General features: G+C 42.6%; 11 protein-coding genes and 1 rRNA gene. 6 read left to right on the forward strand and 6 right to left on the reverse strand.

The window, feature by feature from the left end; genetic code table 11:
- The first annotated feature begins 59 nt into the window (after positions 1–59).
- Entirely contained in the window at positions 60–1,478 is a 1,419-nt protein-coding gene (locus CK503_RS12255) for an MBL fold metallo-hydrolase (RefSeq protein ID WP_095607110.1), read from the forward strand.
- Positions 1,479–1,522: 44 nt separating this feature from the next.
- On the opposite strand, the gene CK503_RS12260 is transcribed toward CK503_RS12255, so the two are convergent.
- The gene (locus CK503_RS12260; RefSeq protein ID WP_095607111.1) at positions 1,523–1,732 is read right to left on the reverse strand and encodes a hypothetical protein; all 210 of its coding nucleotides are present in this window, start codon (positions 1,730–1,732) and stop codon (positions 1,523–1,525) included.
- Between the two features lie 142 nt (positions 1,733–1,874).
- Positions 1,875–2,447 carry a DNA-3-methyladenine glycosylase I gene (locus tag CK503_RS12265; RefSeq protein WP_095607112.1) on the reverse strand — a complete coding sequence of 191 codons (573 nt, stop codon included), beginning with the start codon at positions 2,445–2,447 and terminating at the stop codon, positions 1,875–1,877.
- Between the two features lie 74 nt (positions 2,448–2,521).
- Here CK503_RS12265 and ppc point away from each other — a divergent pair, with 74 nt between their 5' ends.
- The gene (gene ppc, locus CK503_RS12270) at positions 2,522–5,320 is read left to right on the forward strand and encodes a phosphoenolpyruvate carboxylase (RefSeq protein ID WP_095607113.1); all 2,799 of its coding nucleotides are present in this window, start codon (positions 2,522–2,524) and stop codon (positions 5,318–5,320) included.
- Between the two features lie 64 nt (positions 5,321–5,384).
- Here the strand turns inward: ppc and CK503_RS12275 are convergent, their stop codons facing one another.
- Both CK503_RS12275 and CK503_RS12280 read right to left on the reverse strand, forming a co-directional pair.
- Complete coding sequence (locus CK503_RS12275) at positions 5,385–6,071, reverse strand: uracil-DNA glycosylase (RefSeq protein ID WP_095607114.1); 687 nt, start codon at positions 6,069–6,071, stop codon at positions 5,385–5,387.
- 26 nt (positions 6,072–6,097) lie between these two features.
- A complete protein-coding gene (locus CK503_RS12280; protein WP_095607115.1) occupies positions 6,098–7,450 on the reverse strand; it encodes a M24 family metallopeptidase in 1,353 nt (450 codons plus the stop codon).
- Between the two features lie 216 nt (positions 7,451–7,666).
- Here CK503_RS12280 and CK503_RS12285 point away from each other — a divergent pair, with 216 nt between their 5' ends.
- Positions 7,667–8,740, forward strand: a complete 1,074-nt coding sequence (locus tag CK503_RS12285; protein WP_095607116.1) for a branched-chain amino acid aminotransferase — start codon at positions 7,667–7,669, stop codon at positions 8,738–8,740.
- 290 nt (positions 8,741–9,030) lie between these two features.
- Here CK503_RS12285 and CK503_RS12290 read toward each other — a convergent pair whose 3' ends face one another.
- Positions 9,031–9,960, reverse strand: coding sequence for a 2-hydroxyacid dehydrogenase (locus tag CK503_RS12290; protein ID WP_095607117.1), 930 nt, complete (start codon positions 9,958–9,960; stop codon positions 9,031–9,033).
- A gap of 143 nt (positions 9,961–10,103) precedes the next feature.
- Here CK503_RS12290 and CK503_RS12295 point away from each other — a divergent pair, with 143 nt between their 5' ends.
- Complete coding sequence (locus CK503_RS12295) at positions 10,104–10,817, forward strand: N-formylglutamate amidohydrolase (protein WP_095607118.1); 714 nt, start codon at positions 10,104–10,106, stop codon at positions 10,815–10,817.
- A gap of 10 nt (positions 10,818–10,827) precedes the next feature.
- On the opposite strand, the gene CK503_RS12300 is transcribed toward CK503_RS12295, so the two are convergent.
- A complete protein-coding gene (locus CK503_RS12300; protein ID WP_095607119.1) occupies positions 10,828–12,114 on the reverse strand; it encodes a Y-family DNA polymerase in 1,287 nt (428 codons plus the stop codon).
- 103 nt (positions 12,115–12,217) lie between these two features.
- Between CK503_RS12300 and CK503_RS12305 the strand changes: the two genes are divergently transcribed.
- Together CK503_RS12305 and CK503_RS12310 are read left to right on the forward strand one after the other, a co-directional pair.
- Positions 12,218–12,988, forward strand: a complete 771-nt coding sequence (locus CK503_RS12305) for a queuosine precursor transporter (RefSeq protein WP_095607120.1) — start codon at positions 12,218–12,220, stop codon at positions 12,986–12,988.
- Positions 12,989–13,337: 349 nt separating this feature from the next.
- Positions 13,338–13,521 (forward strand): 16S ribosomal RNA (locus tag CK503_RS12310); the annotation flags it as partial.

Below are 13,521 nucleotides of genomic sequence, written 5' to 3' on the forward strand. Positions count from 1 at the left end.
GTTATTTTTAGTAGCTATAAATTCAACCTTTTCATTTTAAACGGCATAAGATTTAGCAGATGTATTTCAAGCAGATATTTGAGAAAAAATTAGCCCAATATTCCTACTTAATTGGATGTCAAGCTACGGGCGAAGCTATTATTATTGATCCCATGCGGGATATTGATAGATATAAAAAAATAGCAGAAGATGAAGGGCTGGATATTGTAGCAGCTGCTGAAACACATATCCACGCGGATTACTTGACGGGACTTCGTGAATTTGCCGAGGAGGGGGTTACGATATATGCTTCGGATGAGGGCGACAAAGATTGGAAATATGAATGGGTGAAGAGCAGTGATTATAACTATGTGTTGGTTAACGACGGTGACCGGTTTAGTATTGGAAACATCCATTTTGGAGTAACGCATACGCCGGGCCATACGCCAGAGCACGTTAGTTATACTGTTACCGATGGAGCTGCTGCCAATGATCCCATGGGTATACTCACCGGTGATTTTATTTTTGTGGGTGATGTCGGTCGGCCTGATCTGCTTGAAACAGCGGCCGGACAAAAAGGAGTGATGAAGTCATCTGCACGGACACTGTATAAATCAGTAGAACAATTTAAATCTATGCCCGAGTATTTGCAGGTGTGGCCGGGTCACGGATCGGGCAGTGCATGTGGGAAAGCATTGGGTTTGGTACCTGAGTCAACAGTGGGATATGAATTACGGTATAACCCGTCTATTCAGGCATCCGATGATGAGCAGCAGTTTGTAGACTATATCCTTGAAGGGCAGCCCGAACCGCCCCTCTATTTTGCCCGCATGAAACGTGATAACCGAAGCGGCCCTAAAGTACTTGGTAGTCTTCCGAATCCTCAAAAAATGACCGTTGAAGGATTAGTAAATCGGGCAACACCGGAAGGGAGTGCAGTAGTGGATACCCGGGAGCGTACTGATTTTATGGATGCACATTTGAAAGGGTCACTGCTATCTACCTATAACAAGGCTTTTAATACGGTGGTTGGTTCGTATGTAAAAGAAGATGAAGATATTTATTTGATTATTGAGGAAGATTATCTCGAAGAAGCGGTACGCGATCTGATCCGGATTGGCCTGGATAACATAAAAGGATATATGACTCCGGATGAATTAGAACAGTATTTAGAGAACAGCGAAAATACAGAGCGAGTAGAGACCATTACTTTTGATGATGCGGCTGAGCTAATTGAAGACAGCCAATATCAGGCGCTCGATGTTAGGAAATTATCAGAGTTTAACGAGGGACATGTCAACGGAGCATTTAATATTGCACATACCCGTTTATTAGAGCGCAAACAAGAGTTGGATAAGGATAAAACGTGGCTGGTTTACTGCCGAACCGGAGTCCGGGCTTCGGTTGCTACATCTTTGTTACTAAGAGATGGTTTTAACGTTAAATATGTGAATGACAATGTAGAACCTTGGCTGGCAAATAAGCAGCTTGAAAAGTGAAAAAAATAAGGGTGTTTGTCCGGTTAAGAAGAAGGTAGTCCGGTCTATTCAGTATCTTGTTTTTCCAAATACTCGTTGGTTATTTTGCGTGTTTGTTCGGCTCCCATATACTTTTCCAGATCGTAGAGCGTAATCATCTTTTCACCCTCATGGAATGAGTATGTCAAATGACCACTTTCAATTTCTTTTTCTACATCACTGGTTTTCATATCTAACATTTCTCCAACCTCTTCCAGTGAAAACATTGAGCGCATAATGATAGTTTCTCTTTAAAGTTAGATGACTAAGTTATTTTGCCTCAAATATAGAAAAATTCAACTTTTTTGATACCCCTTAAAACGGCCGTTTTAGAACAAATAGTATAATTACTCCAATTCCTGTGCATGATTTTGGTTTTTATTGGTTTATAATCTGCTGATGACGAAAGCAGGATATCAAATGGTCGTTGACCAACCCTGTAGCCTGCATATGGGCATAGATAGTAGTACTGCCAATAAACTTAAATCCACGGGTTTTAAGGTCTTTGCTTAGCTTGTCCGAAATTTCGGTGGTTGCCGGAACTTGGTCCATGGTTTCCCAGTGATTATGGATGGGTTCGCCATCCACAAAATCCCAGATATAGTTGCAAAAGTTGCCAAACTCCTGTTGGATTTGGATAAACTGCTGGGCGTTATTAATGGTCGAACGTATTTTGTTTTCGTTGCGGATAATCTCGGGATTGGATAGAAGCTGCTGAACCTTCTCTTCACCGAATTCAGCTACTCTTTCGACCTCAAAATTGGCAAAAGCTTTGCGATAGCCTTCTCGCTTTTTTAATATCGTGCTCCAGCTTAAGCCCGCCTGCGAGCTTTCAAGTACAAGGAATTCAAATTGTGTTTGGTCATCAAAAACGGGACCCCCCCATTCCTCATCGTGATAGCGGATGTATTTATCAAAGGTGTTTTCGCACCAATCGCATCGTTCTGGCATAATTGTGTTTTTAAGAATTAAAATCCCATTTTGGATATACTCATTATTTAGTAAATGTACCAAAAAGTAAATCTATGAAGTGGGATAAACTTATAAAAGAGCGAAGTCATCAAAGTGGTATTAGTGAAAATCTTTCGGCCCGTTTAGAGCTGCTGGCAGATTTTCTGGAGAGAATTATTGAGGATAAAGAAGATAAAAAGTTTTTAGAATTGCTGGTTGCATTTCCAAAAATTGCCCATAAGGCTTTTGATGAGGAAGATGAGGACGCACTGGCGAAGCTGGAGACGGTAGTTCGAGATCTTTCGACGGATCAAATTGCTCAATTTCTGCGATACTTTACGGTGTTCTTCCATTTGATGAATTCACAGGAGCAGCGGGAAATTACGCGTATTAATCACGAACGAGCAATGAACACGGGTCCGGATTCGCCCCGCAGTGAAAGTATTGCAGAGGCTGTTTATCATTTAAAGGAGGAGGGATTCTCGGCTGATGAGGCGGCCGAAGTAATTGCAAAGCTTGATATCCAGCCAACAATTACGGCCCATCCAACCGAAGCCCGGCGACACAGCGTACTTATCAAGCAGCAGCATATCACTGAGATGATTGAGCACTTTAAGTCCGATGATTTGACACCGGACGAGCGCAAAGCATTGACGCTGGATATTTTTAACGAGATATATTTACTGCTTGCTACTGATGAAGTCCGAACCGAACGGGTAACGGTAGAAGACGAAGTCGAAAACGGGATATTTTACTTCAGAAATGCTATCTGGCAGACAATCCCCATTTTGTATGATGACTTGCATAACGCCTTTGAGATGTATTATGATGAGGTGCCGGATTTTGATACGATTTTGCGTTATCGATCGTGGATTGGCAGTGATCGGGACGGTAATCCCAATGTAACGCCGGAGGTTACCTGGCAGACCATTTTAGAACAGCGCAAGAATGTGATGGAGCTGTACCTGGAAGAGCTCGATGACTTGCGTCGTTACTTAAGTATTTCTCAAAATAAGTTTGAGATATCGGATGAATTGGCCGCTTCGTTAGAGCGGGACGAGCAAGAAGATCCGCTTTCGGGTCGCTATCAGCGACTATACAATCAGGAGCCGTATCGACGAAAGGTTACGCACATGATGCACAAGCTGCAACATCAGCTTAAGATGACAAAAACAGGTCGCCCCAATGAGGTTTTAGAGGAAGCGCAAAAATATCATGCATCCGATTTCACCAATGATTTAGAGCTGATATCCAAAAGTTTGGAAGAGTCCGGATTGGAATGTGTGGCATCCCAGGGAAAATTGAGGCATTTACGAGTTCGAGCTCAAACATTTGGTTTTCATCTGGCGGCACTGGATATCCGGCAGCATTCTGAAAAGCATGAGGCCGCTGTTGCCGAACTGCTGGAAGTCGGGGAGGTTACGGATGAATATCGATCTCTATCCGAAGAAGAAAAAGTACAACTATTAACTAAAGAGCTAAAAAATCCGCGTCCGCTTTCTCCGGTTCAAGCCCATCTGGATGAAAATACTTCGCAGATGCTGGAGGTGTTTGATATCATTGACCAGATGCTAATGCTGGATAAAAATAGCTTTGGCAATTATATCATTAGCATGACCCATGGAGTAAGTGATATGCTGGAAGTGCTTATTCTGGCTAAAGAAACCGGGCTCTGGAGTTATGATGATGGTAAGGTTGAGAGTACCATTGATGTGGTTCCACTCTTTGAAACGATTGAAGATTTAGAGGAATGCGGACGGCTCATGAGTGAAATTTATGAGAGTCCGGTCTATAAGAAACAGCTAAGTGCACGGAATAACCTGCAGGAAATTATGCTTGGTTATTCCGACAGTAACAAAGACGGTGGATATTGGATGGCTAACTGGGCCCTTGAAAAGGCACAACGTAATCTCGGTGACGTTTGTCGAGACTATGAGGTTGATTTCAGATTGTTTCATGGTCGGGGCGGTACTGTTGGTCGCGGCGGCGGGCGATCAAATCAGGCTATTTTAGCGCTTCCGCCTGTCAGTAATAATGGACGTATTCGTTTTACAGAGCAGGGAGAAGTGATCTCGTTTCGGTATTCACTTGCGCCTATTACGCGGCGTCACTTAGAGCAAATTGTTAATGCCATGATTCGGGTCACGATCTCAGAGCAGTCCGAAATGCAGCAGCAATCACAGTTTGATGAGACTATGGAACAACTGGCAGTAGCATCTATGAAAGGGTATCGTAACCTCATTGATGATAAAAACTTCTGGAGTTGGTATACGGCAAAGACGCCCATCGAGCATATTAGTCGATTGCCTATTGCATCACGGCCGGTTTCGCGGGGCAGTGCCAAAGCTGCTGATTTCGAAAATCTTCGAGCTATTCCTTGGGTATTTGCATGGACACAGGTGCGATACAACGTGCCGGGCTGGTATGGCATAGGTGAAGCTTTACAGCAGATGCTGCAGAAAGAGGGGATGCTTGGGCAACTTCAGCAGTGGTATGAAGAAGTTATCTTTTTTAAAACGGTACTCGATAATGCTCAACGGGAAATGGCTCGGACGCATATTCCCACTGCTAATACTTATCATGATATTGATGATGGAACGTTCCACAACCGTATTACGGAAGATTTTGATAAGGCAGAGGATGCCATTAAACAGATTACCGGACAAGATGAACTGCTTGATATCAATCCTGTAATCAAGAAATCGATTCGGTTTCGAAATCCGTTTACCTATCCGCTGAATATGATGCAAACGGAGCTGTTGGATCGATGGAGAGACAAAGCAGACGTGGAAAATGCCAATGAAGAAAAGCTGCGTGAGGCCCTATTTTTGAGTATAAATGGGGTAGCAGCTGCCATGCAAAGCACGGGATAGAAATTAAAAATTAGGAATTATGAGTTGTGGCAATTAGGAAATGAATACAGCCAATTCTCCATTCTTAATTTCTAATTAATTCATTCATTTGCCTTCGAAATTTTGGAGCCCCACCGTTGGCGGGATGACGAACAGGAGTGTAGTTTGAAATTCCAAAGGCGTCCAGACTTTGCTCACATTTTCGTCCTACGGCAATGATTTCTCCATCAGAAAATAGATCTAAAAAGGTTTTTAGCGATGGATATCCCTGCTCAAGTTCATGATCGGTAGGAGTACGGTTGCTGAGTAGTCCGTCATCGGGATCATACGGATGCCAGGGTAGGGCATTCCAAAGCACGGTTTCGTATGGATCAATCCCCAGCTGATATATCGCTTTCCACATGATGGTAGCAGTGGGCTCCGACATCCCTTTTTTATTGACTTCCGGTTTGCTGGTACGTTGTGCTTCGATGGATTGAAACGCGCCATCAGCGGGAATACCATGGACTGACTTATGATGGCCCAGCAAAATGCGCTCGGAAGTCATGGCAATGCCCGTAAAATGGCCTCCTTGATAGCCCAAAGCTTCAGCGATAAACAGGTATTTAGCGGTATCAAGTCGTTCTTTAAGGTAGTGCTTCAGCTGCTTTTTACGGATATCGGGGCCGTTATCACTTACGTCATGCTCGGGATCATTTTGATACCAGGGATTAAAAAAAGGACCGTCTGGGGTATTTTTTAGAAGGTTTAACAGGGAGTCAATACTACTCATCAAAAAAAGTAAATCAGTTGGAATTATTATTGTCGGGGAATCAGCCAAAGCTGTGTCTGGCGGCTGTCAATATATCGAACTGAATCGCCATCAAAAAAAGCATCTTCTTCGAGCATAATGCGGATTTCTTTGTCCCACTCTGGAATATTTACAGTAGCATTTAGCTCAATGGAGTGCGCGGTGTTTGCATAAAGTGGATAATCGCCTTTGCCGGGTACGCCATCCTGTTGATCCCAAAGCCCGATGGTTGGTCCGGCACCGTGTCCGTGATATCCGATAGGGTGTGTATAAATGCTTGGTTCGATATTCTGATTAATAGCTTCTTCACGGCTCTTGGATAAAATCTTATTACCCGTTAATCCCTTTTTAAAATTATTGGTTAAAATATCTTGCAACTGGTTTCCGGTTTCTAATGCATTTTGCAATCCTTTTGGAGCTTCCGTTTCTCCGGCTTTCAAAACGTAAGCGTGCTGTTGGGTATCAGTATTGAGTCCAAGATAGGTAATACCAAAATCTACATGGAGAAGATCACCGGGGCGTATTATATTTTCAGCGGGACGTTTTGAAAAGTTGGCTAAAAATGAAGTATCAGATTCAGCCGCCCGTTGAACTGATACACTTGGATGAAACCACGCTGTTAAATTGAGATCCCGAATACGCTCACGGTACCACCACTCAACATCTTTTGTTGTGGTAATGCCCGGTTGAATGACTTTCTCCGAGAATCCTTCAGCAATAATATCGTGAGCAATATGACAGATCATCGGATAGACCTGTATTTCGGGCTCAGTACGGGTTTCGAGCCAGCCGATAGCCAGCTTTTCTCCTGATACTATACGGTTTTGGTAACGTTCAGGAAGGGCAGAAGTAAAGGCTTCATACTCAGAGTGACTAATGCCATCCGCCAATGCAAAAGTAGGGGAGTAGTTTAGAGCAATATTATTTGGATCACGTTCCTTTATTATATCAACAAGGCGTTTCCATTGGTTCGGTTCTTCGTTTTTATCCCAAGCCGTTTTAAAGAATTTACCAATATCATATCGTGCTACGGCCATTCGTTCAACCTCTTTGCCGTTGTCCGAAAAAACAAGTATTGTTCGACGGCGCGCGGATTGCCACGTAGCGGGAAGCATCGTTTTAATAACGGGATCTTCGTTATATTCTCGCGCAATAATGATCCACATATCAATATCTTCTCGCTGCATAAGGTCTGGGATAGTATTGTCGAGGCGATATTCGAGCCAGTTGTTCATTACATTGGCTCGTTCCTGCATGGAAAGTATTTTGGGAGGTGCTGTTTGTTGAGCTGATACAATCTGGTTGGGGCTGAACAAGAAATAGATCGAAATCAGGAGTGCAAACTTCGTGAATATATTCATCAGAGATAGTGATTATTAAAAGTTATGAGGCAACTCTAAATAGTGGAAAGCAATGAAGTTTGTCAATATATAAAAAAGATTTTTTTGAATAGGAGCATAAGACAGTAGGTAAAAAAAGTTTAAACGAAAACCATCATAACGGTTAAGGCTTATTTTAGGCAGATATTCATTAACAAAAACTGTATTTTAGGTACAGTTTAAATCAAGAAAATTACTATGATTACTGACACTCTTTTTGATATTACGAAGGCATCTGAAAGTCGAATTGCAGATGTAGATTTGGATGCTCCGGGCTTTGGCCGTGAATTTGCAGATCACATGCTCGAAATGGAATATCGGGATGGACAATGGCAGCAGCCGGAAATTAAACCGTTTGGATCTATTGAAATAACACCGGCCCTAAATGCGCTGCATTATGCCCAGTCGGTATTTGAGGGTACCAAGGCTTATTATGTTGATGGGAGTACGATAAATCTTTTCCGGGTACAAAAGAACTACGAGCGTATGGCTCGGTCTTGTGAACGGATGTGCATCCCAACAATAGAAAAAGATATTTTTATAGAAGGAATTAAGGAACTCATCCGTCTGGACCATCAGTGGGTGCCCGAAAAAGAAGGTAATACACTTTATATCCGACCTTTTGCCTGTGCTTTTGACCCCATTATTTCTGCACGGGTAGCAGAACAGTATCGCTTTTATATTATTACTTCTCCTGTTGGATCTTATTATGAACGGCCCGTGAAACTGACGACCACTCAGCAGTATGTGCGAGCTGTAAAAGGCGGGGTGGGAGCTGCTAAAACGGCCGGCAATTATGCGGCTAGTTTATATCCAGCGCAGCAGGCTAAAAAGGAAGGATTTGACCAGGTGCTTTGGCTGGATGCTGAAGAGCATACCTATGTTGAAGAGGTGGGTACGATGAACATCTTTTTTGTCATTGATGGCGTATTGGTAACGCCCAGTTTGCGAGGTACTATTTTACCAGGAGTTACACGCGATTCAATTATTGAATTAGCTAAGCATTGGGATATGCCGGTGGAAGAACGTCGCATCAGTATTGAAGAAGTGATGCAGGCTGGCAAAGATGATAAGCTGGAAGAAGTGTTCGGGGCCGGTACTGCTGCTGTAGTGGCTCCGGTAGAGGAAGTTCATCACGATGGGCAGTCAGTGACGTTCGATATTGATGGCAGAGGTCCGGTAGGGCAAAAGTTCTATAAGGCAATAACTGATATTCAGTACGGAAAGGCCGAAGATCCATTTGACTGGATTGCATCGGTCAAAATTGATTGAATTATCAGGAGCGATGTGTAACAAGCGAATTTTCTGCTTATTGCTTAACCTATTGAGCTATAACAAGTTATTTAAATAAAACCCATCACTATTTGGTTAATTCTCTTTTCCTCCTTCTTCAAGGAGGAAAAGAGAATTATTTTGAGGTAATTATAAATTGAGGCATTTACTCCTAAGTCCCTCTTGGAGAAGAGGGATTTAGGGAGATTGAATTCTGTTCATAGAGTTTTATCCCTTGGTTTCAACTGCGAAACGGGTTACTCGTTACTATTCCTTATGGATTGTGCAGATTAGTATCCGAGCTTGCGATTTACTTTATGATTTAATTCCAAGCCCGAGAGTGCCCGCTTATAATTTCCCACAATCTGGTCCGCCACTTCATTAGGTTTAGTAATACTGGCAATGTGAGGAGTGATAATAACATTCTCACGATTCCAAAACGCGTGTTTGTCGGGTAGCGGTTCTTCAGAAAAAACATCCAGCCACGCTCCTTGCAGGATGTTACTGTCTAATGCATAAATTAAATCTTCGTCTACCAAGTGCTCACCGCGTGCTGCGTTGATAATCCAACCACGGTCGTGCATTTGTTTAAAGATATCAAGATTTAAAATACCTTTTGTTTCATCAGTAAGAGGGAGTAGGCAAATAAGAATATATATATTATTGAGAAATGGGTGCAGTTCATCTTTGCCGGCAAAAGTATTGACGCCCTCGATTTCTTTGGCTGATCGCGACCATCCCGAAACCTGGTATCCGAGCTGGGTTAATTGTTTGGCAGTTGGTCGGCCGAGTTCTCCCAATCCCATAACACCTACCTGTAGTTCTTTAGGTGACGGATGGTCATGAGGTTGCCACGTTCTATTATCGTTCTGCCGAATGTAGCGCACAAAATTTCGCTGAATATTTAGAACGGCTGCCAAAATATATTCTTTCATCTGCTGGACCAGCGATGGAGAAACAACACGACAGATATCAATAGATTTTGGTAGTGATTCATCCGAAAGCAGATGATCGGCTCCGGCTCCCAGCGAAGAAACAGCTTTAAGATTGGGGAAGCCATCGAGTAAATGCTTTGGATGGTTCCAGCACACGGCAAACTGTACTCGCTCTTTATCTTGTATAGCCGGCCAAATATCAATTTCAATATTGGGGTCAACACTGTGAATTGCATCTTTCCAGGACGAAAGATCCCGATCGGGAGCAATAAATAATAGCGACATATTATAATAGATGATTGGATTTTATTATTACGAGACAAGGTATAAAAAATAGCGGTCGTTTTTAGGTCGCACAGGGAATGAAATATTGGTGAATCGTTTGTTATTTATGGAGGTTAGGTCGAACAAAAAGGTATGGATAGAAAATGGGCGCTCAACTTATTATTACATGTGAGCATGCGGGCAATGAGGTTCCTGAGGAGTTTCGACATCTTTTTGATCATGGTTCCGAAATACTGAAAACCCATCGCGGTATTGATATTGGGGCTTTGGAGTTAACGAATACGATTTCTGCGATGCTGGAAAAAGAGCCTTACTTAAATACCGTTACCCGGTTGCTCGTGGACCTGAATCGTTCAACACAGAGTCCCAACCTTTTCTCTGAATTTACCAGAGAGCAGCCGTTGCATGTGCGAGAGAAAATATTTAAGGAATATTATCAACCCCATCGTAAGAAAATAAAAGAGAAAATTGATCAGGTGATCATAAATGGAGAGCAGGCGATTCATGTAGGTATTCACACATTTACTCCTGTCTGGGAAAATGAGGAGCGAGAAGTTGATGTGGGATTTCTATTTGACCCCCGGAATAAAGCCGAACAACATTTCTGTTACCTTTGGCGTACTGAACTTAGCAAGCGTTCAGCAGAACTGCGTCTTAAAATGAATGAACCTTATCGTGGTACAATGGATGGATTTACAACCTATCTCCGAAGACAATATTCCGACAATAATTATTTGGGTTTAGAGATTGAGGTAAACCAGCGTTTTTCAAAGTCATCCCTCGAGGAGGAGTGGCAACAATTGCAAGAATACATTGGTGAATCACTGCAGGCAACAGTCCGTATATTCAATAGTTAGCTTTTGATATTTAGTCAACTTGGATTTCTGCAAGCTCATCCCATTGCGTTGTGTATTTGGCAGATAGATGCTCTTGTTTCATCTGCCAGGATTTTTCAATACCCGTTGATGCAAAATGCGTAGTTCCCGAACCATATTTTGTGTTGATGTCATCCACCTTTTGCATCAGGTTGTGTTCACTTGCCGTATAGTTATTTTTGCTAAACAGATCTTGCTGTACTTCCGATTCCGGCAAAATTCCCGTGAGCATCACAGCAGCCTTTTTATAGCGAAGGTCACGTTGATAAAGCTTATCTAAGCAGGCGTGTCCACATTTAATCAGATGAGAAGTGTTGGCCGTTGGCATTTGCAAGGGAAATTCAATACCGTACTTATATTTAGATTTATAATTGGAATATTTATTGGTGCGAAGGGTAATATGCAACAGAGATGCTACTGAATGTTGGGCGCGAAGCTTTTCAGCTGCAATACTGATAAATTGAGCAATAGCTTCACTTAGATCTTTCTTATCGGTAACAGCCTTTCCAAATGATCGGGAGGTCATAATTCCCTTACGGGCATCGCCCACGTGTTCAATATCAAGGCAGGGCTCGCCATTGAGTTCCATGACGGTACGCAGGCCTTTTACGCTTAGCTTGTTGCGCACCCATTCTTTTCTGCTGACCTGTTGTTTTAGCTGAAAAGCATTCTGTATCCCTTCCTTGAATAACCGTTGTGATAACCCTGCCCCAATCCCCCAGATATCAGTAAGTTTGGTCTCTTTTAATAAGTTGTCGAGTTGGGAATTATCAACGAGGTTTAAAACTCCTTTATGTTGTGGATTTGATTTGGCAGTCTCATTTGCAATTTTTGCAAGGGTCTTGGAGGGGGCAATCCCTACAGATACTGGGAGTCCCGTCCATTGCTTTACGGTTGTTTTAATTTCTTTTCCAAAACGATCCAGATCTTTGGCAATTAGTTTGGGGAATTCGATGAAAGCCTCATCTATACTATACGGTTCCACCTTGGGCGTAAGGTGACGCAACGTTTCCATCACCCGCCGCGACATATCACCATATAAAGCATAGTTCGAGGACTTTAACACAATATCTTTCTCTTTGATGAGGTCTCTTATTTTAAATTCGGGGGCGCCCATTTCTACGCCCGCCCTTTTAGCCTCATCAGATCGGGCAATAATGCATCCGTCATTGTTCGAAAGAATGGCAATAGGCTTACCTCTGAGCTGTGGATCAAAAACACGTTCGCACGAAGCATAAAAATTATTGCAGTCGATTAGTGCGTATACGGATTTACTCATAGCTGGTTGAAACGATGAGAGTGGAAATTGCTTTTATTTAATTTATTATTAGAAACGATTATAAAAAAAGAAATTTCAAATAAGTTAATTCAATACTCTACAGATGGACGGTGAAAGTACGCCCCCTGTTGCTACCTATAAAAGAGATGCTCTGTTTTTGTCATTAGCCGGTATATTTTTGACATCCTTGGTGTTGGGAAATGTCATTGGTACTACCAAGTTTGTTACTATATTTTCCGTTGAGCTTTCTGATTGGATGCTGGCTATTGTTCCCGAGCTAATTCGTGACAATAGTATCTATACCATGAGTGTGCCGGTGGGTGTTATTGCCTATCCCTTTACCTTTTTGGCAACTGATCTGTTATCAGAGCTGTATGGACGAAAGAAAGCCCAGTTGGTGGTTTGGGTGGGCTTCTGTATGAATGTGTTTATGCTCTTCTTGATGACTGTAAATCATTGGTTACCCAGCACGGCAGGAGTAAGTGGAGGGGTTCAGCTTTTTGAGGGAGTCTACGAATTTATGATTGGCAATACCATTGCCAGTATGATTGCCTACCTCGTTGCACAAACAGTTGATGTCCGGTTATTCCATTTTTGGAAAGATTTGACAGATGGCGAACACCTGTGGTTACGCAATAATGCATCTACTACTGTAAGTCAATTAGTGGATTCAACTGCTATTTTATCCATCCTTTACTTTGCCGGAAACTTGGGACAAGACGTCGATACAATTGGCAAATTAGTCATCCTAATTTTGAATTCTTACCTCTTTAAATTCTTCTTCGCACTGTTCGATACTCCACTTTGTTATTTAGGGGTGAAAATCTTCCGGGAATACGAGGAAGATCCGAGTGGAAATAGCCTTTATGAGTAATTTTCAAACCTCAAAATAGGGTTTAAATAACGTTGGCTTAGGTTGGCAAAAAAAGTAAAATTAATCCCAGAAAAACATTGACATATACCCCGGTTTGGTCTTACATTAGGATTCCAATTTGGAACGGGGTTGAGCCCAGCAGCAAATGAGTTCAACTCCGTTTTTTTTGGCTCTGAGAAATGGGCCGAAATTGGGAAGAACAATTCGTTCTTTGACAGACTGAGAACATACAGACGATCGCACGTCGAGCCCTTGTCAGCCCCGACTTAGGTTGGGGTTAGATGAGAGATCAATTTAGAAGTACAGTGAAGCTAGGGCCAGAGACTCAAACAATTTATTAGGTGTATTTACCATGGAGAGTTTGATCCTGGCTCAGGACGAACGCTGGCGGCGGGCTTAACACATGCAAGTCGCGGGAGAAGTTGCCCTTCGGGGCAACGGAGACCGGCGGATGGGTGAGTAACGCGTAGGTAATCTGCCGTTAGGACTGGGATAACCCACCGAAAGGTGAGCTAATACCGGATGATGCAGCG

This window comes from Fodinibius salipaludis (assembly GCF_002287075.1).
Classification (GTDB): Bacteria; Bacteroidota; Rhodothermia; order Balneolales; family Balneolaceae; genus Fodinibius; species Fodinibius salipaludis.